Genomic DNA, 21739 nt, shown 5'->3' on the forward strand with positions numbered 1-21739 from the left:
GCCCTTGCGCTGCTGGCCGCCACGGCCGGCGCGCAGGAAGCCGACACGCCCGACCGCACCGCCGCCAGCCGCGCGCCCGCCACGCTCAGCGGCACGCTGGCCAAGGTGCGCGCCAGCGGCTCCATTGCGCTGGGCTACCGCCAGGCCTCGGTGCCGTTTTCCTACCTGAACGCGCGCAACGAGCCCATCGGCTACTCCATCGAGCTGTGCAAGGCGCTGGTGACCAGCATCGAGGATGCGGTCAACAGGAGCCTGGCCATACGCTGGGTGCCCGTCACGGCCGACAACCGCGTGGACGCGGTGGCCAGCGGCCAGGTGGACCTGGAATGCGGCTCCACCACCAGCAACCTGGAGCGCCAAAAGCGCGTGGCCTTCTCGCCCATCATGTTCGTGGCCGGCACCAAGGTCATGGTCCGGCAGGACACGCAGATCCGCTCGGTGCGCGACCTGGCCAGCAAGAAGGTGGCGGTGACGGCCGGCACCACCAATGAAAAAGCCATGCGCGACCTGGACAGGAAATTTCACCTGGGCATGCAGCTGCAGGTGGTGCCCGACCACTCCCAGGGCTTTGCCCAGGTGGCCGGCGGCCAGTCCGACGCCTTCGCCACCGACGACGTGCTGCTGTACGGCCTGATCGCGGAGAACGCCGGCAAGGCGGATGGCAACGGCGGCACGGGCGCGAGCACGGACGCGAGCCCGGGCGCCAGGTTCCAGGTGGTGGGCGACTACCTCTCCTACGACCCCTACGCCATCATGTTCCGCAAGGACGACCCCCAGCTGGCCCAGGTGGTGAGAACCAGCTTCCAGGCGCTGGCCGAGGACGGCGAGATCGAGCGCCAGTACAGGCGCTGGTTCCTGCGCCGCCTGCCTTCGGGCACCAGCCTGGACCTGCCGATGAGCGCCCAGTTGCAGACCCTCATCGAGACCCTGGCCGCCCAACCCCGTTGAGGCGGTTGCTTCCTGCACCTGCACCCATTGCGCGCCGGATGGCGCCTCGCCCGGCTTTGCTCTGCGCAAGGCACGCAGCACGCGGATCGCGCCCACTTTGCAACAGCAAACACAAGGAGACAGGAAATGAGTCAGCAACTCGAAGGTGGGCTGAAGCCGCGGCACCTCACCATGCTATCCATTGCGGGGGTGATCGGCGGTGCGCTGTTCGTCGGCTCCGGCAAGGTGATTGCCAGTGCCGGCCCCGCAGCCATCCTGGCGTACATGGGCGGGGGCATCCTGGTGGTGCTGGTCATGCGCATGCTGGGCGAGATGGCCGTGGCGCAGCCTGACAGCGGCTCGTTCTCCACCTACGCAGACCGCGCCATCGGGCGCTGGGCCGGCTTCACGATCGGCTGGCTGTACTGGTGCTTCTGGACACTGCTGATGGGCTGGGAGGCCTATGTGGCCGGGGCCATCCTCAACGCCTGGATGCCGGCCGTTCCCATCTGGGGCTACATGCTGGTGGTGGTCTTCGGCCTGATGGCCGTCAACTTCTTGCCGGTGCACAACTATGGCGAGTTCGAGTTCTGGTTCGCTCTGATCAAGGTCGTGGCCATTGTGCTGTTCATCGCCATCGGAGCGCTGGCCATCGCCAGGCTCTGGCCTGCGGGCGATGTCGCAGGCATGGCGTACCTGACCAGCAAGGGCTTCATGCCCAACGGCCCCGGCGCCGTGGTGGTGGCGCTGCTGGGCGCGATGTTCGCCTTCATCGGTGCCGAGATCGTCACCGTGGCGGCGGCCGAATCCCAGGACCCGGGCAAGGAAATCGTGCGGACCACCCGGTCCGTGGTCTGGCGCATTTCGCTGTTCTACGTGGGCTCCATCTTCATCGTGGTCTGCCTGATTCCGTACGACACCCCGGGCCTGATCCTCTCCACCGAAGGCACCTATGCCGTCGCGCTCAAGCACCTGGGCATTCCCTTCGCCGGCCAGATCGTCAACTTCGTGGTGCTCACTTCCGTGTGCAGTTGCTTCAACTCGGCGCTCTACACCTCCAGCCGCATGCTGTTCTCGCTGGCGCGCCGCGGCGACGCCCCCCGCCTGTTCACGACCCTGGGCCGCAGCACCAGCGCGCCCTACATGGCCGTCATCGCCTCCAGCGCGCTGGCCCTGCTGACGGTCGCCCTCACCGCCACCGGCCAGATGGACGTGTTCGATGTGCTCATGGCCGCGACCGGCTCCATCGCGCTGCTGGTGTACCTGTGCATCGCCGTGTCGCAGTTGCACATGCGCCGCAAGCTCGAAGCCAGCGGCACGCCCATCCGCCTGAAGATGTGGTGCTTCCCGGCGCTGACCCACGCCACCATCTTCTTCATCGTCGCCTCCATGGTGGTCATGGTGGCCGAGGGCACCTACCGCAAGGAAGTGCTCTACACCAGCGTGCTGGGCGGTGCATTGGTCGCCCTGGGCATGCTGGCGCAAAAGCTCCACTGGGGCCGCCCGAAACCCGGCCGCGTGGAGCAGGAGCAGGCCGTTCAGGAAGGCCTGGGTCCGTTGATCGTCAAGTCCGAATAAATGGAGACACAAGCATGAGCACCGATCCATCCGTCCGCATCGAACACGACCTGCTGGGGGACCGCGAGGTTCCTGCCGACGCCTACTACGGCGTGCACACCCTGCGCGCCCGGGAGAACTTCGGCATCACCGGCACGCCCATCTCCATCTACCCCGAACTGATCCGCGCCCTGGCCAGCATCAAGCAGGCGGCGGCCATGACCAACCATGAGCTGGGCCTGCTGGACCAGCGGCGCTGCGATGCCATCGTGCGCGCCTGCCAGGAGGTGCAGGGCGGACGGCTGCACGAGCAGTTCGTGGTGGATGTGATCCAGGGCGGTGCCGGCACCTCGACCAACATGAACGCCAACGAGGTCATCGCCAACCGCGCGCTGGAGCTGCTGGGCCACCACAAGGGCGAGTACCAGTACCTGCATCCCAACGAGCAGGTGAACATCGGCCAGAGCACCAACGACGTCTACCCCACCGCGCTCAAGATCGCCACCTGGTTCGGCATCCACGGGCTGATCGACGCCATGGACACGCTGCGCGTGGCCTTCGCGCAAAAGGCCGAGGAGTTCCAGGATGTGCTGAAAATGGGCCGCACCCAGCTGCAGGATGCCGTGCCCATGACACTGGGCCAGGAATTCAGCACCTATGCCGTGATGATCGAAGAGGACCAGGCGCGGCTGCGCGAGGCCGTGCTGCTGATCTGCGAGATCAACATGGGCGCCACCGCCATAGGCACGGGCATCACCGCCCATCCCGACTACGCGCCCCTGGTGCTCAGGCACCTGCAGGAGATCACCGGTATTGCGCTGCAGACCGCGCCCAACCTGATCGAGGCCACCCAGGACTGCGGCTCTTTCGTCCAACTGTCGGGCGTGCTCAAGCGCGTGGCCGTCAAGCTGTCCAAGACCTGCAACGACCTGCGGCTGCTGTCCAGCGGCCCGCGTGCAGGCCTGGGCGAGATCAACCTGCCGGCCATGCAGGCGGGATCGAGCATCATGCCGGGCAAGGTCAACCCCGTGATCCCCGAGGTGGTGAACCAGATCGCCTTCGAGGTCATCGGCAACGACATCACCGTCAGCTTCGCGGCCGAGGCCGGGCAGCTGCAGCTCAATGCCTTCGAGCCCATCATCGCCCACAGCATCTTCAAAAGCGTGAGCCACCTGCGCAACGGCTGCCTGACGCTGGCCGAGCGCTGCGTGCAGGGCATCACCGCCAACCGCGAACACCTGCGCGCGGCGGTGGAGAACTCCATCGGCATCGTGACCGCGCTCAACCCCTACATCGGCTACGCCAATGCCACCTCCGTGGCCCAGCAAGCCCACGCCAGCGGCGGCAGCGTCTACGACATCGTGCTGGCCCGGGGCCTGCTGACCAAAACGCAGTTGGACACCATCCTGCGGCCCGAGATCCTCACGCGGCCCACGGCGCTGAAACTCGGATGACCGGTCTGCCCTACCTGCACACCGCAGGAAACCCATGCCGCCTGGCCGCCCACACCACGGCCAGCGATGCGCCCAGCAGCGCCAGCAGCACGGGCGTGAAGGCGCCCACGCCCATGCGCGCCAGCAGCAGGCCGCCCACGATGCCGCCCCCGGCAATCGCCATGTTCCAGGCCGTGACCAGCATGGACTGCGCCACGTCGGCGGCCTCGCCCGCCGTGTGGGCAATGGCGGTCTGCAGCAGCGTGGCGGCGCCGCCAAAGGCCAGGCCCCAGACGGCCACCGCCGCATACACCAGGGCCGGCGCATCTGCGGCCACGCCCAGCATCAGTGTGGACAAGGCGAACAGCGCAATGCTGGCCAGCGTGAGCGCACGCAGGTGGCGGTCGATCAGCACGCCGGTGATCCAGATGCCCAGCACGGAGGTGGCGCCGAACACCAGCAGCACCAGGTCCGTGCGCGCGGCCATGCCCGCCACCGCCAGGAAGGGCGCGATGTAGGTGTAGAGAATGTTGTGCGCCAGCACGAAGGCCAGCACCACGAACAGCACGGGGCGCACGCCCGCCAGGGTGAACACGCGCCGCAGCGGCAGGGCGGGCGCGCACCCAGACCATGAGCGCCAGCGCCAGCACGCTCATGAGGCCGAAGCACAGCCGCCAGCCCACCAGTTGGCCCAGCACGGTGCCGGCCGGCACGCCCAGCGACAGCGCCAGCGGCGTGCCCACCATGGCAATGGCGATGGCGCGGCCCTTGAGATGGCCGGGCACCATGCGTGCCGCGTAGCCGGCCAGCAGCGCCCAAAGCAGCCCGGCCGAGACCCCCGCCAGAAAGCGCGCCACCAGGGTCAGCGCAAAGTGCGTGGACAAGGCCGTGACCGTGTTGGCGACGACAAAGCCCGCGATCGCCGCCAGCAGCAGGGAGCGGCGGCGCATGCCCTGCGTGGCGGCCGTCAGCGGTATGGCGGCCACCAGGGAACCTATGGCGTAGAGGGTGACGGTCTGGCCTACCCAGGCCTCGGTCACGGCCAGGCCCTGGGCCATCTGCGGCAGCAGGCCGGCCGGCAGCGCCTCGGTCAATATGGTGATGAAGGCTGCCATGGCCAGCGCCAGCAGGGAGGCAACGGGAAGGCGGTCCTGGCGTGTTCCGGTCATTGCGGCTCTCCCGAAACCCCTTGGACCTCACAAACCCCGTAGACCGCGTCGCGCAAATCGTTGACGAAGCGCCCCGACATGCCCTCGTACAAGGTGTTGGTGAAGGCCACGACACTGAGCTCCTGCGCCCGGTCCACGAACCAGGAATGCCCATAGGCCCCGCCCCAGCGCCAGGTGCCCACCGACTCCGGCGATGCCGCCTGCGCCGCATCGCGCAGCACGGAAAAGCCCAGGCCAAAGCCGAAGCCCGGCGCATTGGGCAGGGCCAGCCCGCCGGTCTGGTCCCGCGCCATCTCGGCGACCAGGGCGTCGGGCAGCAGGGTGTTGCAGCCCTGGCGCAGGGCTTCCAGCAGCCGCAGGAAATCGCCTGCCGTCCCCGCCATGCCGGCGCCGCCGGAGGCAAAGGCCTGGGCGTCAAAAATGCGCGAAGGGCTGAAGGCAATGCCGATGCTCCCCTCGAAGGGCGACACGGTCTCGCCCTCGGCCAGCGGATGGGGCTGCGGCACATCGCTGACATAGGCCGTGGCCACGCGCTGCGCGGCCAGCGCATCGGTGACGGCAAAGCCGGTATCGGTCATGCCCAGCGGCCCGGTCACCAGCTCGCGCACGGCCTGGTCCAGCGGCCTGCCGTGCACCTGTTCAATGAGGGCGCCCAGCACATCGGTGGCCAGCGAGTAGCCCCAGGCCGTGCCCGGCGCGTACAGCAGCGGCACGCTGGCGATGCGCTCCAGGTTCTCTGCCAGGCCGATGGCCTGGCGGTCCATGCCGTCCGATACGCCCGCGCGCGCATAGGGGCCCTGTGCATCGGCCTCGAAGAAGCGGTAGCCCAGCCCCGCCGTGTGGCTGAGAAGCTGCCGCACGGTGATGCGGGCGGGCCCGCCATCGGCCAGCCGGGGGCGGAACCGGGGCAGCCAGCGCTCCACCCCCTCGTCCAGCGCCAGCAGTCCCCGCGCCACCAGCACCAGCACGGCGGCCGAGACGATGGGCTTGCTGGCCGAGGCCAGGCGGAACACCGCATCCACGCCCATGGGCAGCCCGCGCTCGCGGTCGGCCCAGCCTGCGGCCTGGCGGTGGACCAGCGCGCCGCCACGCGCCACCAGCACCACGGCGCCGACCAGGCGCTGCGCCTCAAGCGCCTGCCGGACCACGGCCTGGACGCGGTCGGACAGGGGCGAGTTCAACGGGGTCGCAGGCAGCGCAGCGGGTGCAGCGGGTGCAGCGGGTGCAGCGGGTGCAGCAGGTGCTGAAGGCGCTGCAGAAAGGGCAATCGTCATGGGAATTCCCGGGATCAAATGAACAGGGTTCCGACGATAGAAAGCCCGCGATTAAAGAAAAAGTGGGGTAGATTTCCGGGCTATGCGGAGCTTTCTGTCCGCAATGAAGGAGTGGCCTTGGACAGCCTCAACGGTTTCCTGGTGTTCGTGCAGGTCGCCGAGACCCGCAGTTTCGTGGCGGCCGGCCGGCTGCTGGGAGTCTCGGCATCGGCCATAGGCAAGAGCGTGGCAAGGCTGGAGGACCGGCTGGGCGTGCGCCTGTTCCACCGCAGCACGCGCAGCATCACGCTGACGGCCGAGGGCGCGCTGTTCCTGGAGCGCAGCCGGCGCATCCTGGCCGAGATCGAGGCCGCGCAGCTGGAGCTGTCGCAGGCCAGCACCGCGCCGCGCGGCCGGCTGCGGGTCAGCCTGCCCCTGGTCAGTTCGCTGGTGCTGCCGGTGCTGGGCGAGTTCATGCGAGCCTATCCCGAGATCGAGCTGGACCTGGACTTCACCGACCAGCTGGTCGATGTGATCGAGGAAGGCTTCGATGCCGTGGTGCGCACGGGCGCACCCGCCGACTCACGCCTGTCCGCGCGCCGGCTGGGCGCCTTCGGCTACCTGCTGGTGGCCTCGCCCGGCTACCTGGCGCAGCGCGGCACGCCCCGGGTGCCCGAGGATCTGCTGCAGCACAGCTGCCTGCACTACCGCTATCCCCACAGCGGCAAGCTGGAGCCCTGGGTGCTGCGGCGCGCAGCGGGCGCGCCCGAGCTGCAACTGCCCACCTCCATGATCTGCAACAACATCGAAACCCGGCTGTGCTTTGCGCTGCAGGGCCTGGGCATCGCCTACCTGCCGGAGTTCTCCATCCGCGAGCCGCTGGCCGACGGCCGGCTGCAGCCTGTGCTGGCGGACTGCATGGAGCACACCAACGTCTTCCACGTGCTGTGGCCCGCCAGCAAGCACCCCTCGCCCAAGCTGCGGGCACTGGTGGACTTCCTGTGCGCGCGGGTGTTTCCGCAGGCGCAACCCGGGCAGGCCCCGGACGCTGCCAGGACCGCGGCGCCCAAGACACCCAAGACACCCCAGACATCCGGGACGCGCAGATAGGCTGCGCGCCGGCTGCTGCCCTGACTTGCTGGCTATCGCGCGGGCCCCTATCTGAGTTAGCATGCTTATAGAGCGACGTATTCACAGAGTCATATCGGTTGCTCTGGCCCACCGGCAGGCAGGACCTGCGTCTCGAGCGCTGTGGCGTGCGGGGCGCTGTATCGGTGGGCCATTGCGGTTGACAGCTGGCGTTGCAGATCTCTTTTCTTGTCTCGCTGCGTTGCATGTCTTCTCGTTCCACCGCTATCCATCGTCCCGCCCTTTCCTCGCGCTCGCACGCAAGAACATCATTGGCCATCATCGTGGGCGTCTGCTTCATGGTGCTGGCAGCGGGGCTGTACTGGGCCGCGTTGCTGACCAGCCACCAGTACATGCAGCGCTACACACGGGATCAGGCATGGCTGCGCGTCTCGCAGATGTCCCAGGCGGTTTCCGCGCAGGCCGGGACCATGCTGTCGGGCCTGAACTATTCCCTGCGGGACCTGGCCCAGGACTACGAGTCGGGTGACTCGCAGGCGTTCGTGCGGGCCGTCGCCAGCGTCCAGGAGGCCTATCCGCCCGGCACCATCGTCCAGGTGGCCGTGGCCGATGCGAACGGCCAGGTGGTGTATTCGAGCCTGGCAGCCTCGGAGCCGCCTGTGCAGAGCGTGTCCATTCTCGACCGCGAACATTTCCAGGCGCATCTGAAGGGCCTGACGCAGGGAACCTTCATTGGCCGTCCGGTGCAGGGACGGGTTTCCGGGCAATGGGGTATCCAGCTGAGCCGCGCCCTGCACCACCGAGGCGCGTTTGCGGGCGTGCTGGTGGTGTCGTTGTCGCCGCAGTACCTGTCGCGGCAGCTGCAGGCCATCTTCGACAGCCCGCGCGACGTGATCTTGCTGCTGCGCGAGGACGGCACCTATCTTGCACGCTCGCAGAACCAGGATCGGGTGCTCGGGCGCCAGCTGCCCGCGGCGCGGGTGGCGCTGTTTGCCCCCGACGTCACGCATGGCACCTACGAGGCGCTGGCGAGCACCGACGGCATACAGCGCATGTATGCCTGGAGCCGCGTCAGCGGCTTTCCGATCCTGGTGAGCACGGGGCTGGACCACGAGGCCGTGTTCGGCCCGCTCAACGAGACCATACGGCAGAGCCTGTGGCGCAACGGCATAGGCACGCTGCTGATTTTCCTGGGCGGGATGCTGACGGCCTGGCTGGCGTTCCAGCGCTGGCGGGAGGAGGACCAGCGGGTCCAGTCCGAAGAGCGCTTTCATCTCCTGTCCGAGGAAGTGCCGGGCGGCCTGTTCCAGTACAGCTGGGACCCTGCCGGACACTACGCCCTGTCGTTTGCCAACCCCGGCTTTTATGCCATGCACTGCATCGATGCGGATACGGCAGGCACGGCCTTGCAGGACCTGGCACAGCGGGTTCATCCGGAAGATATCTCCGCGCTCCGGCAGTCCATCGACGAAGCGATGCGCAGCCATGGGGACTGGGCCTGCAAGTACCGCGTACAGTCCGCCGATGGCTCCGTGCGCTGGCTGCAGGGCCATGCACGCCCGCAACGCACCGAAGACGCAACCGTGCTCTGGCATGGCTACATCCTCGATGTCACCCAGGACGAAGGCCTGCGCAAGGCGCTTCACGAGAGCGAGGAGCGTCTGCGGCTGACCATCGGCGCCGTGCGTGACGGACTTTGGCAGTGGGACCGCGAACAGGACCAGGTGCTATGGGATGCCCGCTGCTACCAGATGCTGGGCATGCCGGATCAGGCACTCGGTTCGTTCACCGTGGCCGGCTTCATGCATCTGCTGCACCCACTGGACCAGCCTCGCGTCCAGGAACGGCTCAGGCGCCACCTCGAACACGGCGACCCATTCCGTGTCGAGATGCGCATAAGGCAGGCCGATGGCTCCTGGCGATGGATCGAATCGCGCGGGGAAGTCACCCTGCGCGATGCCGACAACAAGGCACTGCGCATGCTCGGAATGCACACCGATATCCAGGAACGGGTGGAGCAGACCCATATGGTGGGCGCCCTGCTGGAGCGCGGAAGCGCCCTGGTGCTTGTCGCCAGCCATCGCCGCAGCATCGTCTACGCCAATGCCCAGGCAGCCGAGTGCTTCGGCCTTGCGGCGGGCGCACTGGAGCCGCAGTGCTCATTCCAGCAACTGCATCCGTCCAGCGACAGCTTCCACAGCTTCGCATCGCTGTACGAGCGCCTGAGCCTGAAGGGCACGGTGCGTACCGAGTGGGCACTGAAGGTCAAGGGCGGGCACATGCGCTGGTTCGACATGCAGGGCGCACTGCTGGACCCCGAAGATCCCCAGGGCAATGTGATCTGGACACTGTTCGACGTAGATGCCCGTCATCAGGCGGAGAGCGCATTGCACGAGGTACAGCAGCGGCTGGAGGCCATCATCGAGAAATTTCCGGCGGGCATCCTGGTGACCGACGATGCGGGGCAGTGCATCAGGGCCAGCAACGCAATGCTGGTGGACCTGTTCGAGCTGCCGCTGTCCGCCGCGGACCTTGTGGGGAAAAGCCTGCAGACATTGCTGTCCTATTTGCCCCCGGCCATGGCAACGGCCTTGCAACCTGCGCCGCAACCGGGGGCAGGTGCCCTGTCGCAACGAACGATCTTTGCCCTGTCCAACGGCCGCCATATAGAAACGGAGCTGCTGCCGCTTCGCAGGCAGGAGCGGCTGCTTGGCTACTGCTGGGTATTCCACGACGTGACGGACTACAAGAGGCGCGAAACGCAGCTCGAAGCCCTGGCATTGACCGATGCGCTCACGGGTGCCAGCAACCGGCGGGCCTTCATCACGCGCATGGAGTCGGAGCTGGAGCACCTGCGCCTGGGACTGAGCCATCCGTCGGCACTGATCATGCTGGATATCGACCATTTCAAGCGCGTCAACGACAGCTTCGGCCATGGCGTGGGCGACGAGGTGCTCAGGCATCTGGTGATCGCGGTGTCCAAGGAGCTGCGCCAGGGCGACATGCTGGGCCGCCTGGGCGGCGAGGAATTCGCCGTCTTGCTGACGGACGTGGACGCCCCCACCGCACTGCGGCGCGCGGAGAACCTGCGTGAGGCCGTGGCGGCGCTGGCCGTGTCCGTACAGGGCCAGGACAGCCCGATCCGCTTCACCGTGAGCCTGGGCGTATGCCTCATGGACGAGGGCGAGGCATCGGTCGAGCGCTGCCTGGAGCGGGCCGACGCCGCCATGTATTTCTCCAAGCGCAATGGCCGCAATCGCACCACGTGCTGGACGCCCGATACCCCCGTGATTTCGGACGCCAAGTGAGCGCGATGCCAGTGCCGCGACACGCCCGCACGCCCGGGCAAGGCGATGTGTCAGCTACCCGGCCGCCTCACTCATCGCCGGGCACTCCGTAGCTGGGCGCGGCCGTGGGATCGATGGCGCGCGTCTGGTAGTCCTGCATCTGCGGCGCGTAGGCGACCCAGAGGCTTTGCAGCGCGCCGATGGGATCGTGCTCGGACCAGTCCACGCGCAGGTCCGCCATGGGCCAGCTGTGCTCTCCCGCCACCTTGAGCGCGGCCGAATGCACCGGCCCGGCCTCGCCGCCCGCGGCCATGGCGGCCTGCATGGCGGCCAGCAGGCGCTCGGCCAGCGGCAGCGCCGCGCTGCGCTCGAAGGCCGGCACCATGGCCTCGATGGTGCGTTCGCTGGCCAGCAGGTTGCCGGCCGCCACGCACTGCCGCCCCACGGCGCTGGTGAAGATGCCCAGGGCCTGGCTGCCGCTGAAGACGCCGGTGCGGCCCTGTGCGTCCACCACGGTGACCTGGCGGTACTGGGGCCAGCTGCCGTCGTCCAGCGCCTGGCGCAGCGCGGCCTGGGGGTCGGCGCCCTGCTCCAGCAGGTCCAGCACGCGCGGGCCCAGGGCGGGCAGCGTGATGTTCTGCGTGGACACCACGCCCACGCCCGCGCGCACCCAGGGGCAGCGCGCGCCCACCGCAATGCTGGACGAGCTGATGGCCACGCCCAGCTGCCCGGTGCGCTCGCAGCGCCCCACAATCGAAAAAGTCATGGTTTCTTCCTCCTGCCTATGCGGCTGTACCAGGTGCTTGCTGTGGTCGACGTTCAGGCGCTGGCCGGCGGCTGCCAGTCATCGGGGATGACCGCGATCACGTCAATCTCCATCAGCCACTGCGGCTGCCCCAGGGCCGAGATGCACAGCCCCGTGGAGATGGGAAACACGCCCTTGAGCCACTTGCCCACTTCCCGGTAGACGGGCTCGCGGTAGCGCGGGTCGACGATGTAGGTGGTGGTCTTGACGATGTGCGACAGGTCGCTGCCCGCTTCCTCCAGCAGCTGCTTGACGTTCTTCATCGCCTGCTCGGCCTGCTTTTGCGGATCGCCCAGGCCGACCAGATTGCCCTCGAAATCGGTGCCGATCTGGCCGCGCACATAGACGGTGTTGCCGGCGCGCACGGCCTGGCACAGGTCGTTGTCCAGCGACTGGTTGGGATAGGTGTCCTTGGTATTGAACATGCGGATGCGGGTATGGGTGGGCATGGTCTGGCTCCTGCAGGGGGTGGATGGGAAGGTGTCTCAGAGCGCGCTACCTGCTACCTGCTGCGGGCCGCGGCGTCGTAGTCGCTGTAGCGGCGCTGCTTGGCGATGTGGTCGGCCACGAACTTGGCGTCATGCCACACGCCCCAGATGAAGGACGAGCCACGGCGCGACAGCCAGGGCAGGCCCAGGAAGTAGATGCCGGGCTCATGGCCCACGCCGCGGTGGTGGCGCGGCTTGCCACCGGGCTCGAAGCTGTCCACCTGCAGCCAGCTGAAGTCCACCCTGTAGCCCGTGGCCCAGATGATGGAGGTGATGCCTGCGGCGGCCAGGTCGAGTTCGCGCAGGGGCTGGCGCACGCACTCCGGATCGGGCAGGCGCCTGCGCGCTTCGGGCTCCTCGGGCAGGTCCAGGCCGTTGCGGCGGATGTAGTCGTCGGCCGCATCCAGCATGGCCAGGTAGTTGGCATCGCCGTTGGCGATGTTCTCGGCCAGGTCGTCCCGGAAGCGCACCCGGCCATCGGCGAAGGACTCGGTCAACCCCACCAGGGTGATGCCCTGGTGTCCCAGCGCACGAAAGTCCACGGTGTGGCCGCCGCGCGCGCCGCTGACGGCAATGGTCACATGCTCGCGGCCGGGCTTGGCAATGGCCGCATCCCATTCGCCCAGCACGCCCAGCCACCAGCAGAAATCACGGCCGCGATAGGCGCGCGGCGGCCGGTCATGGGCGCCTACCGACAGGAACACCTTGCGGCCCGCGCGCTGCAGTTCATCGGCAATCTGCACGCCCGAGGAGCCTGCGCCCACCACCAGCACGGCGCCTTCGGGCAGCTGCGCGGGGCGGTGGTAGTGCGCGGAATGGATCTGCAGCAGGCGGCCATCGGCGGGCGCAGCCGGCGCTATCGGCGGGATCACCGGCACCTGGAACGGCCCCGTGGCCGCGATCACGTTGCGGGCCTCGATCACGCCCTCGGACGTTTCCACCGTGAAGCCCGGCCGGCCCTGGTTGCGCGTGACCCGCCTGACCTCCACGCCGGTGCGCACGGGCGCCTTGATCTGGCGGACATAGTCCTCGAAGTAGTCGGCCACCTCGTCCTTGCCGGGAAAGCCGTCGCGGTCGCCCTTGAACTCCAGCCCCGGAAAGCGGTCATGCCAGGCCGGCCCGTTGGCCACCAGCGAGTCCCAGCGCCCCGTGCGCCAGGCCTGGGCGATGCGCTGGCGCTCCAGCACCAGGTGCTCTACGCCAAGCTGGCTCAGGTGTTCGCTGGCCGCAATGCCGGCCTGCCCGGCACCGACCACGAGCGTGTTGATGGTTTGAATGTCAGCTGTCATGGTGTGGGTCTCTCAGGAAAAAAAGGCGCAGCCCGTCCCGCATCGGCGCGGTGCCGACTGCCTTGGTGTGGTCCGCAACAAAAAAGGGAAGGAGGTGAAGGCCGCCCGTGCGGCGCTACAGGTACAGGTGCTTCACCACGTCGTTGGCCAGCAGCTCGCTGGCCGTGCCCGAGGCCACCAGCTGGCCCTTGAGCAGCAGATAGCCGGTGTGGGCGATGGACAGCGCCGCCTCGGCGTTCTGCTCGATGAGCAGCACGGTGATGCCTTGGCTGTGGATGCGCTGCACCGTCTCGAAGTACTCCTCGATGAGCTTGGGCGACAGGCCCAGCGTGGGCTCGTCCATCACCACCAGGCGCGGCTCGCCCATGAGCACGCGGCCCAGCGCCACCATGGCCTGCTCGCCGCCGGACAGGGTTCCGGCCGCCTGCGTCAAGCGCTCGCCCACCCGGGGGAACAGGGCCACCACGCGCTCCAGCGCCTGGGCAAAGCCCTGCTGCGGGCGCAGCGCGTCGTGGCCGATCTTCAGGTTCTCCTGCACGGTCAGCTCGGCAAACAGGCGCCGCCCTTCGGGCACGAAGCCCACGCCCAGGCCGGCCAGGTCCTCGGTGCGCATGCGCGCCAGCGGCTGGCCCATGACGCGGATGGCGCCGTGGTGCACGGGCAGCAGGGCCGCAATCGCCTTGAAGGTGGTGGTCTTGCCCGCGCCGTTGGGGCCCAGCAGGCAGACGATGCTGTGCTCGGGCACCTGCAGCGAGACCTGGTTGAGCATGTTCACCACGCCATAGCGTGTGCTGATGGAGTCCAGTTCAAGCATGGCTGGCCTTTCTGCCCAGATAGGCTTCCTGCACGCGCGGCAGCCGGCGCACCGCCTCGAAGCTGTCGTCGCCGATCTTGCGTCCGTAGTCCAGCACCATCACGCGGTGCGGCAAGGTGGCGATGAGCCGCATGTCGTGCTCGATGATGATGAAGCCCAGCGCCGGATTGCCTTCGCGCAGGCGCTGGATGTCGGCGATCAGCGCATCGGTGTCGCGGTCGTCCATGCCGCTGGAGGGCTCGTCCAGCAGCACGATGCGGGGCTCGGCGGCCAGGGCGCGCGCAATCTCCAGGCGGCGGCGGTCGGCCTGCGGCAGGCTGCTGGCCAGCACGTTGCGGCGCTGGTGCAGGTCGCTGGACACGCTTTGCAGCAGCGCGCAGGCGCGCTCGGCGCAGCGCTTCATCTCGGCGCGCGATACGGCCGGGCGCAGCAGCGCGGTGAGCACGCCGCAGCGGGTGCGCGCGTGCATGCCGATGATCACGTTGTCCAGCACGCTCAGCGAGCCGAACAGCCGGCTGGTCTGGAAGGTGCGCGCAATGCCGGCGCCCGCGATGTCGTGCGCGGCCATGCCCTTGAGCGAGCGGCCTTGCAGCAGTACCTCGCCCTCGGTGGGCTGGTAGATGCCGGTCAGCAGGTTCAGCAAGGTGGACTTGCCCGCGCCGTTGGGCCCGATGATGCCCAGCACCTCGCCCGCCGCCAGGTGGATGTCCACGCCCTGCACCGCCGTCAGGCCGCCGAAGCGCATGGTCAGGCCACGCCCCTCAAGGACCAGCGGGCCTGCGGGCGCGGCATGGTGGGTGGGATGGGAATCAATGCTCATGGTTGCGCACCCGTTGGGGGAAGATGCCGCGCGGGCGGATGATGAGGAAGGCGATCACCACCAGGCCGTAGAACAGGATGCGGTAGTCGGAAAACGCCCGCAGCTTCTCCGGCAGCATGGTCAGCAGGAAGGCGCCGACGATCACGCCCAGCGTGTTGTCCATGCCGCCTGCGATCACCAGCGTCATGATGGTCACGGACACCAGGAAGGTGAAGTTGTCCGGCGAGATGAAGCTCACATAGAACGCATACACCGTGCCCGCGAAGCCCGCCAGGAAGGCGTCCACCGCAAAGGCCTTGACCTTGAACCAGGTGACGTTGATGCCGCAGGCGCGCGCGGCGATCTCGTCGTCGCGCAGGGCATTCCAGGCCAGTCCCACGCGCGAGCTGTGCAGGCGCTGCGCCGAGACGATGGCCAGCCCCAGCAGGGCGACGGCCACGTAGTAGAAGTTGGCCTGGCCCGGCAGGCTGTGGCCCCACAGCGTGATGGGGTCGTTGAACGAATGCCCGAACAATGTGGGCGAAGGAATGCCCACCAGGCCGTTGGCGCCGCCCGTCCACTCCAGGTTCATCAGCAGCTGGTGCACGACGATGCCGAAGGCGATCGTCACCAGCGCCTGGTAGCTGTCGCGGGTGCGCATGGACGGCAGGCCCAGCAAAAAGCCGAATACCGTGGCCACGGCGGCGGCCACCAGCAGGCAGATCCAGAAGCTCACGCCGAAGTGGATGGCCAGCAGGGCCGACGCATAGGCGCCGATGCCGTAGGACGCGCCGGTGGCGAAGTTCGGTATGTTGGCGCTGCCCAGCTGGAAGTTCAGCGCCAGCGCCAGCACCGCGTACAGGCAGGCGATGATCATCAGGTGCATGGCGTAGCTGTCACCGCCCAGCACCCACGGAAACACCAGGGCCAGCACCACGCCCGTGCCCACGGCCAGCGGCCTGCACTGGCCGAAGGCGGCCACGATGCGGTCCTCCACCACCGGGCGTTTCTGCACCGCGACCAGGGCCACGGCAAAGCAGGCCAGCAGCGCCAGCACCGTGATCCAGCTTTCGGCCAGCAGGAATTGGCGCAGCAGCACGGCGCCTGCCAGGGACACGCCCAGCACGATGGCGGCCGAGCCCGCATTCCGTGGTCCCGCCTGCGGCGGCGCCTGTATCGTCGTTGTCTGCATCACACCTTCTCCATTTTCTGAACGCCGAACAGGCCGGCGGGGCGAAAGATCAGCACCAGGATCACCAGCGCGAACACGAACACCAGGCGGTACGAGGTGCCGTTGGGCACATAGCCCTGCACGATGGTCTCGATGGCCGCAATCAGCAGGCTGCCGACAATGGCGCCCCCCAGCCGCCCCAGGCCGCCGACCACCGCGGCGGAAAAGCCGATCAGCCCCGCCTGCACGCCGAAGTCAAAGCGCACCACGCCCGCATAGCTGGCCAGGAAGATGCCGCCCACCGCACCGGTGGCCGAGGCAATGAAGAAGGTGTTGCGAAACACCGGCCCCGGCGCAATGGAGAACAGCCGCGCGGTTTCGCGGTCCTGCGACACGGCGCGTATGCGCATGCCCATGGGCGTGTGGTGCAGCACATAGAGCAGCACGCCCACCAGCGCCACCGCCACCAGCACCGAGACCACGCTGATCAGGGGCAGCGGCCCGAACGGGGTGGGAACGGCCCCCTGCGCAATCGCCGGGAACGCGTGCGGATTGCTGCCCTGCGGGTACAGGTGGCGGATCAGCTCGCGGATCACGATGCCCAGCGCCACCGTGGCCACCAGCGGCATCATGGCCGGCGCATTGCGAAAGCGGCTGATCACCAGCCGGTCCAGGGCGACGCCCAGCCCTCCCACCGCCGCAATGGCCACCAGGCAGGCCAGGCCCAGCAACAGCCAGGAGGCCGAGCCGCCCAGCGCGGCGGCGAGGGCCTGCACGGCCGCCAGGGCGATGAAGGGGGCGACCATGGCCACGTCGCCATGGGAAAAGTGAATCACCTGCAGCACGCCAAACAACAGGCTGAAACCCAGGGCAAGCAGGCTGTAGATGCAGCCCAGGGTCAGCCAGTTGATGAGTTGCTGGAACAGCGCGTCATGCATCGATAGGGTTCCTCTTGTGTCGGGTTCGGCCGGTTTGGCGGGGCTTCGCTTGTCTCCATGTCACGCAGCCATTGAAGCAAGAAACCGCGCAAAACCTGCGTCGCTTTTGCCGAGGCGCTGCTTCGGAAAACGCGATCCAGTCCCGGGCAGGTGCGGCGATACATTGATCCGGCGGCGTTGCCAGACAGCGCCGGCCAGCCCGCCATGCACCGTGGCGCCCCGCCGCCCCGGCCCCCGCCCGGGTCGCCATGGCTGCCCTTCGTCTTCACCTGAACAGGACCGATCGACCATGCAAGCCTTCACGACAACCACCGCCCTCCTGCCATCGCGCCGGCGCCTTGCCGCATCCGCCCTGGCGCTGGCCGCCGCCACGCTGGCCTGCGGCGCGGCCTGGTCCCAGTCCACCGTGAAGCTGGGCTTCATCGGCCCCGTCAGCGGCGGCAACGCACAGCAGGGCCTGGGCGCGAAGAACGGCTTCCTGCTGGCCATCGACCAGTGGAATGCCACGGCCGGCGTGCCGTTCAAGGTGGAGGGCGTGGTGCTGGACGATGCCTCCGACCCGCAGACCGGCGTGTCCGCCGCGCTCAAGCTGGTCAACGACCGCGACGTGGTGGGCGCCATCGGCCACTGGAACAGCCCCGTGGCCCTGGCCACGCTGCCGGTGTTCAACCGCGTGCAGATGCCCTTCATCGTCTGGGGCGCCATCGGCCCCAAGATCACCGACCAGAACTTCGCCAACACCACGCGCGTGACGCCCACCCTGGTCAACGAGAACAAGCCCCTGGCCACCTGGGCCGCCACGGGCCTGGGCGCAAGAAAGATCGCCATCATTGCCGACACCAGCGACTACGGGCGCGCCAACCTGGCCTCGTTCGGCAGCTTCTACAAGGCAGAAAAAGGCAGCGTGGTGGCCGAGGAAAGCTACCCCGTGGGCACGACGGATTTCCGCTCCATCCTCACCAAGATCAAGAGCCTGAACCCCGACGCGGTCTACTTCGGCGGCGTGATCACCGAGGCCGGCATCGTGCGCAAGCAGATGGCCGAGCTGGGCATGAAGCAGCCCATGCTGGGCATCAGCGGCATCTTCGACCCGCAGCTCATCCAGATCGCCGGCCCGGCTGCGGACGGCACCATCGTCGGCACGCCCAAATCGCAGACCAACCCCCGGCTGGACGCCATGAGCCGCGCCTATGCCGCCAAGGGCTATGCCGACTCCGAGAGCCCGTACACCAAGTACGCCTACGACGCCACCGGCATCCTTTTGCAATCGCTCAAGACGGCAGGCACCAAGGACCGGCAGGCCGTGGCCAAGGCCATCCGCGCCATACGCTACGACGGCGTGACCGGTACCGTGACCTTCGACGCCAACGGCCAGACGCAGGTGCCCGTGGAGCTGCAGCTGCACGAGGTCAAAGACGGCAAGTGGGCCAGCCGCTGATGATCAGGACAGGCAGCCAGTACCGCGACTCCATCCGCGATGGCCGGCGGGTCTGGATGAACGGCGAGCGCGTCAAGGATGTGACCACCCACCCCATGTTCAAGCCGCTGGTGGACATCCGCGCGCGCATGTACGACCTGCAGCACGAGGCCGCGCTGCGCGACGCGCTCACCTACGACGAAGGCGACGGCGAGCGCCACCCCATCGCCCACAAGCTGCCGCTGACGCGCCAGGACTGGTGGGACAAGCGCCGCGCCACCGACCTGCTGCTGGAGGACATGGGCGGCGTGGTCATGCGCGTGGGCGACGAGAGCGTGGGCGAGATGTGGTCGCTGTTCGACGGCCAGGACGTGCTCAACGAGCTGGACCCGCGCTTTTCCGCCAACATCCGCACCCACATCCGCCGCGTGGTGCGTGGCGACCTGTTCCACGTATCGGCCAACACCGACCCCAAGGGCGACCGCTCGCGCCTGCCGCAGGACCAGGACCCCGACGTGCTGCTGCATGTGGTCAAGGAGACCGACGCAGGCGTCATCGTGCGCGGCGCCAAGTACGAGACCGCCGCCGCCTATGCCAACCAGGCCTTCACCAAGCCGGGGCTGGCGCACTGGGGCGACGCTGCGCAGTCCGAATACGCCATAGGCTTCATCTGCGACCTGGGCGCGCCCGGCCTGCGCTTCATCTGCCGCCCGGGCCTGGCCGCCCGCGCATCGGCCCAGGACCATCCGTTGAGCCATCGCTTCGACGAAGTGGATGCCATCGTGGTCTTCGACGACGTGCTGGTTCCCTGGGAGAACGTGCTGTTCTACCGCCACACCCGGGCCGCCCATTTCCTGCGCGAGACGCTGCACCGCTACTCGGCCTTCACCTTCCTGCAGCGCAGCCTGAAGCTGGCCGACATGCTGATAGGCACGGCCCTGCACAACGCGCGCCAGACCGGCGTGGAGAAGCTGCAGGCCGTGCAGGACAGGCTGGCCGGCCTGGCCTGCTACCGCGAAGGCATCAACGCCCACCTCACGGCCGCCATCGCGCTGGCCGAGCGCAGCCCGGCCGGGCTGATGATGCCCAACCAGTCGCTGCTGTTCACCGGAAGGTCGCTGGCCACCGGCCAGTTGCACCACATGATGAACACCGTGCGCGAGCTGTGCGGCGGCCAGGTCTGCCTGACGCCGGACCACGCCAGCTTCGAGAACGAGGACACCGGCCCCTGGCTGCGCAAGTTCTACACCCTCGGCCCGCAATGGCAGGCCGACGACCGCCGCAGGCTGCTGGCCTATGCGCGCGACCTGCTCGACTCGGACCACGCCGGCCACCGGCTCAGCTTCCAGCTGTTTGCACAATGCCCGCCCTACGCCCAGACGGCGGCCGTGTACCGGCACTTCAACTGGGGTGCGCCGCTGGACTTTGTCGGCAAGTCCGCCGGCCTGACGGACCGCGTGAAGGCCACGCAGGCGCCGGCCCAGGGCGACGGTGCGGTGGCGCAATGGTTTCGCAATCACAACGCCAGCGACTGAAGGCTGCCGGGGCCCGACCGCCTCACAATGCAGGCGCCTTGCGGGAAGGGCCTCTTGCAGCGCGGTCCGCAGCTTGGTCAACTACGCGGCGGATCACCCTGGCCGCCCTCCCCCTCTCCACCTCTTGCACACCGTGCTGACACGACTGACCTTCAGACAATTGGAATACTGCGTGGCAGCGGGCGAATTCGGCAGCATTGCCGAGGCCGCCAACCGCATCCACGTCTCGCCCTCGTCCATCTCATCGGCCATCACCCAGGTGGAGGCGGAGCTGCAGGTGCCGCTGTTCGTGCGTCACCATGCGCAAGGCCTGTCCGTCACGCCCGCAGGCGCCGAAGTACTGCGGGAGATCCGCGGCCTGCTCGACCAGGCCATGGCCTTGTACGACGTGGCCAGCAGCGCGCAAAGCCAGGTGCGCGGCCCCGTGCGCGTGGGCTGCTTCACCACGCTGGCGGCCATGGTCGCCCCCGAGCTGTGCCAGGGATTCGCGCGCGCCCACCCCAAGGCCACGGTCACCCAGATCGAGGACCACCAGGAAGGCCTGATCCACAAGCTGCGCACCGCGCAGATCGATGTCGCCATCACCTACGACCTGCTGGTGGCCGAATCGGACATCTGCTTCGAGCCGCTGGCCCAGCTGCCGCCCATGGTCATCGTCAGCGAACTCAACCCGCTGGCCAACCACCGCTCCACCACGCTGGAGGCGCTGGCCCAGCTGCCCATGGTCCTGCTGGACCTGCCCCTGAGCCGTGAATACTTCATGTCGCTGTTCCGCGAAGCCGGCGTCTCGCCCCTGATCGCGGCCCGCAGCGCCAGCCCCGACGTGGTGCGCTCCCTGGTCGCCAACGACGTGGGCTACTCCCTGGTCAACGTGCGCCCGCGCAACTCCCACGCGCTGGACGGCAAGAAGATCGTCAACCTGCACCTGAACGGCAACCACCGCCCCATGAAACTGGGCCTGGCCTGGGCCCGCGAACAAAAGCCCCGCCATGTGGTGGAAGCCTTCATGCACCGCTGCCGCAGCTTCATCTCCAATGAATACATTCCGGGGATGACGGCGCCTGGGCGCGGGGAGGCGAACTGAGCGGCGCGCAGACCGAATCAGGGAGCCCGTCAGCCAGTGCTCTTGCGCACCTCGTAATGCAGCACCGCCATGCCCTCGCCGATCTGCCGCACGGACAACAAACGCAACACCGGATGCAGCACCCGGCGCGGGAACAGCGGCTTGCCCCGGCCCAGCGTGGCCGAGCCCACGCTCAGGATCATCTCGTCCAGCAGGCCCGCGTCGTAGAACTGGCCTGCCAGGTCTCCGCCTCCCATGATCCAGAGATTGCGCCCGCCGGCCGCAGCCTGCATCTGCGCATGCACGGCACGCACATCACCGCTGACAAACCGAATATCGGCACCCGGGATACCAGGCAGCGTGCGGTTGGAAAACACCCAGGCAGGCTGCGTATAGGGCCACGCCGCCCCGGTCTCCTGCGCCACCGTCTCCGCGTGGCGCAGCATCCATTCGTAGGTGGCGGACCCCATGGCCAGCGCGCCCACGCCGGCAATGAACTCCGGGTAGCCCGTGGCCTGCATGTCGCCCAGCGGGAACAGCCAGTCCAGAGCGTCGTCCTCGGTGGCCAGGAATCCGTCGAGTGAGGTGGCGGCGAAGTATTGGGTCTTCATGGGGGAGATGGTAGCCAGGCAGGCGCGGCACGGCCATTCGCCGGGGTGTCGTGCAGGCCGCGCCTGGACCACATCGTCAAATTTCTTTTGAAGC

The 21739-nt window shown here is 68.1% G+C and carries 17 protein-coding genes and 1 pseudogene; 8 read left to right on the plus strand and 10 right to left on the minus strand.

The window, feature by feature from the left end:
• Positions 1 to 12 precede the first annotated feature (12 nt).
• The 3 genes from ACM14_RS21055 (at position 13) to aspA (ending at position 3938) form a co-directional block, all read left to right on the plus strand.
• Positions 13 to 948: an amino acid ABC transporter substrate-binding protein gene (locus ACM14_RS21055; protein ID WP_065347251.1), complete on the plus strand. Its 936-nt coding sequence runs from the start codon at positions 13 to 15 to the stop codon at positions 946 to 948.
• Between the two features lie 126 nt (positions 949 to 1074).
• The gene (locus tag ACM14_RS21060) at positions 1075 to 2505 is read left to right on the plus strand and encodes an amino acid permease (RefSeq protein ID WP_065347226.1); all 1431 of its coding nucleotides are present in this window, start codon (positions 1075 to 1077) and stop codon (positions 2503 to 2505) included.
• A gap of 14 nt (positions 2506 to 2519) precedes the next feature.
• Positions 2520 to 3938: an aspartate ammonia-lyase gene (gene aspA, locus ACM14_RS21065; protein ID WP_065347227.1), complete on the plus strand. Its 1419-nt coding sequence runs from the start codon at positions 2520 to 2522 to the stop codon at positions 3936 to 3938.
• 10 nt (positions 3939 to 3948) lie between these two features.
• Here aspA and ACM14_RS21070 read toward each other — a convergent pair.
• Together ACM14_RS21070 and ACM14_RS21075 are read right to left on the minus strand one after the other, a co-directional pair.
• Positions 3949 to 5011, minus strand: a pseudogene (locus ACM14_RS21070) (MFS transporter).
• Between the two features lie 71 nt (positions 5012 to 5082).
• On the minus strand, positions 5083 to 6360 hold the full coding sequence (locus ACM14_RS21075; protein ID WP_065347228.1) for a serine hydrolase: 1278 nt from the start codon (positions 6358 to 6360) through the stop codon (positions 5083 to 5085).
• A 117-nt stretch (positions 6361 to 6477) separates the two neighbouring features.
• Between ACM14_RS21075 and ACM14_RS21080 the strand changes: the two genes are divergently transcribed.
• Positions 6478 to 7449, plus strand: coding sequence for a LysR family transcriptional regulator (locus ACM14_RS21080; RefSeq protein ID WP_065347229.1), 972 nt, complete (start codon positions 6478 to 6480; stop codon positions 7447 to 7449).
• 290 nt (positions 7450 to 7739) lie between these two features.
• Positions 7740 to 10736 (plus strand): diguanylate cyclase, encoded by a 2997-nt coding sequence (locus ACM14_RS21085; protein WP_254662113.1) that lies wholly within the window; start codon positions 7740 to 7742, stop codon positions 10734 to 10736.
• A 67-nt stretch (positions 10737 to 10803) separates the two neighbouring features.
• On the opposite strand, the gene ACM14_RS21090 is transcribed toward ACM14_RS21085, so the two are convergent.
• The 7 genes from ACM14_RS21090 to ACM14_RS21120 all read right to left on the minus strand — a co-directional run bounded on the left by ACM14_RS21090 (position 10804) and on the right by ACM14_RS21120 (position 17019).
• Complete coding sequence (locus tag ACM14_RS21090; RefSeq protein ID WP_065347230.1) at positions 10804 to 11481, minus strand: DUF1028 domain-containing protein; 678 nt, start codon at positions 11479 to 11481, stop codon at positions 10804 to 10806.
• 53 nt (positions 11482 to 11534) lie between these two features.
• Complete coding sequence (locus tag ACM14_RS21095) at positions 11535 to 11969, minus strand: RidA family protein (protein ID WP_065347231.1); 435 nt, start codon at positions 11967 to 11969, stop codon at positions 11535 to 11537.
• A 53-nt stretch (positions 11970 to 12022) separates the two neighbouring features.
• Positions 12023 to 13297, minus strand: coding sequence for an NAD(P)/FAD-dependent oxidoreductase (locus tag ACM14_RS21100; RefSeq protein WP_065347232.1), 1275 nt, complete (start codon positions 13295 to 13297; stop codon positions 12023 to 12025).
• A 115-nt stretch (positions 13298 to 13412) separates the two neighbouring features.
• A complete protein-coding gene (locus tag ACM14_RS21105; RefSeq protein WP_065347233.1) occupies positions 13413 to 14111 on the minus strand; it encodes an ABC transporter ATP-binding protein in 699 nt (232 codons plus the stop codon).
• Positions 14104 to 14931, minus strand: coding sequence for an ABC transporter ATP-binding protein (locus tag ACM14_RS21110; RefSeq protein WP_016448201.1), 828 nt, complete (start codon positions 14929 to 14931; stop codon positions 14104 to 14106). Before ACM14_RS21110 ends, ACM14_RS21105 begins: the two co-directional genes overlap by 8 nt.
• Positions 14921 to 16102 carry a branched-chain amino acid ABC transporter permease gene (locus ACM14_RS21115; RefSeq protein WP_065347234.1) on the minus strand — a complete coding sequence of 394 codons (1182 nt, stop codon included), beginning with the start codon at positions 16100 to 16102 and terminating at the stop codon, positions 14921 to 14923. The genes ACM14_RS21110 and ACM14_RS21115 overlap by 11 nt, the downstream gene beginning before the upstream one ends.
• A complete protein-coding gene (locus ACM14_RS21120; protein WP_065347235.1) occupies positions 16102 to 17019 on the minus strand; it encodes a branched-chain amino acid ABC transporter permease in 918 nt (305 codons plus the stop codon). Before ACM14_RS21120 ends, ACM14_RS21115 begins: the two co-directional genes overlap by 1 nt.
• 289 nt (positions 17020 to 17308) lie before the next feature.
• Here ACM14_RS21120 and ACM14_RS21125 point away from each other — a divergent pair, with 289 nt between their 5' ends.
• The 3 genes from ACM14_RS21125 (at position 17309) to ACM14_RS21135 (ending at position 21055) form a co-directional block, all read left to right on the plus strand.
• Complete coding sequence (locus ACM14_RS21125; RefSeq protein ID WP_012204869.1) at positions 17309 to 18457, plus strand: branched-chain amino acid ABC transporter substrate-binding protein; 1149 nt, start codon at positions 17309 to 17311, stop codon at positions 18455 to 18457.
• Entirely contained in the window at positions 18457 to 19971 is a 1515-nt protein-coding gene (locus ACM14_RS21130) for a 4-hydroxyphenylacetate 3-hydroxylase family protein (RefSeq protein ID WP_065347253.1), read from the plus strand. The genes ACM14_RS21125 and ACM14_RS21130 overlap by 1 nt, the downstream gene beginning before the upstream one ends.
• A gap of 133 nt (positions 19972 to 20104) precedes the next feature.
• A complete protein-coding gene (locus tag ACM14_RS21135; RefSeq protein ID WP_034398359.1) occupies positions 20105 to 21055 on the plus strand; it encodes a LysR family transcriptional regulator in 951 nt (316 codons plus the stop codon).
• Between the two features lie 29 nt (positions 21056 to 21084).
• On the opposite strand, the gene ACM14_RS21140 is transcribed toward ACM14_RS21135, so the two are convergent.
• Positions 21085 to 21645, minus strand: coding sequence for a dihydrofolate reductase family protein (locus ACM14_RS21140; RefSeq protein WP_065347236.1), 561 nt, complete (start codon positions 21643 to 21645; stop codon positions 21085 to 21087).
• Between the last annotated feature and the right edge of the window lie 94 nt (positions 21646 to 21739).

The organism is Delftia sp. JD2 (genome assembly GCF_001682645.1).
GTDB classification, from domain to species: Bacteria; Pseudomonadota; Gammaproteobacteria; order Burkholderiales; family Burkholderiaceae_C; genus Comamonas; species Comamonas acidovorans.

Bases quoted from the DNA above. Each gene is read 5' to 3' on its own strand.
- ACM14_RS21060 (WP_065347226.1), top strand. From the start codon at position 1,075: ATGAGTCAGCAACTCGAAGGTGGGCTGAAGCCGCGGCACCTCACCATG.
- aspA (WP_065347227.1), top strand. From the start codon at position 2,520: ATGAGCACCGATCCATCCGTCCGCATCGAACACGACCTGCTGGGGGAC.
- ACM14_RS21075 (WP_065347228.1), bottom strand. From the start codon at position 6,360: ATGACGATTGCCCTTTCTGCAGCGCCTTCAGCACCTGCTGCACCCGCT.
- ACM14_RS21090 (WP_065347230.1), bottom strand. From the start codon at position 11,481: ATGACTTTTTCGATTGTGGGGCGCTGCGAGCGCACCGGGCAGCTGGGC.
- ACM14_RS21095 (WP_065347231.1), bottom strand. From the start codon at position 11,969: ATGCCCACCCATACCCGCATCCGCATGTTCAATACCAAGGACACCTAT.
- ACM14_RS21100 (WP_065347232.1), bottom strand. From the start codon at position 13,297: ATGACAGCTGACATTCAAACCATCAACACGCTCGTGGTCGGTGCCGGG.
- ACM14_RS21105 (WP_065347233.1), bottom strand. From the start codon at position 14,111: ATGCTTGAACTGGACTCCATCAGCACACGCTATGGCGTGGTGAACATG.
- ACM14_RS21110 (WP_016448201.1), bottom strand. From the start codon at position 14,931: ATGAGCATTGATTCCCATCCCACCCACCATGCCGCGCCCGCAGGCCCG.
- ACM14_RS21115 (WP_065347234.1), bottom strand. From the start codon at position 16,102: ATGCAGACAACGACGATACAGGCGCCGCCGCAGGCGGGACCACGGAAT.
- ACM14_RS21120 (WP_065347235.1), bottom strand. From the start codon at position 17,019: ATGCATGACGCGCTGTTCCAGCAACTCATCAACTGGCTGACCCTGGGC.
- ACM14_RS21125 (WP_012204869.1), top strand. From the start codon at position 17,309: ATGCAAGCCTTCACGACAACCACCGCCCTCCTGCCATCGCGCCGGCGC.
- ACM14_RS21130 (WP_065347253.1), top strand. From the start codon at position 18,457: ATGATCAGGACAGGCAGCCAGTACCGCGACTCCATCCGCGATGGCCGG.
- ACM14_RS21140 (WP_065347236.1), bottom strand. From the start codon at position 21,645: ATGAAGACCCAATACTTCGCCGCCACCTCACTCGACGGATTCCTGGCC.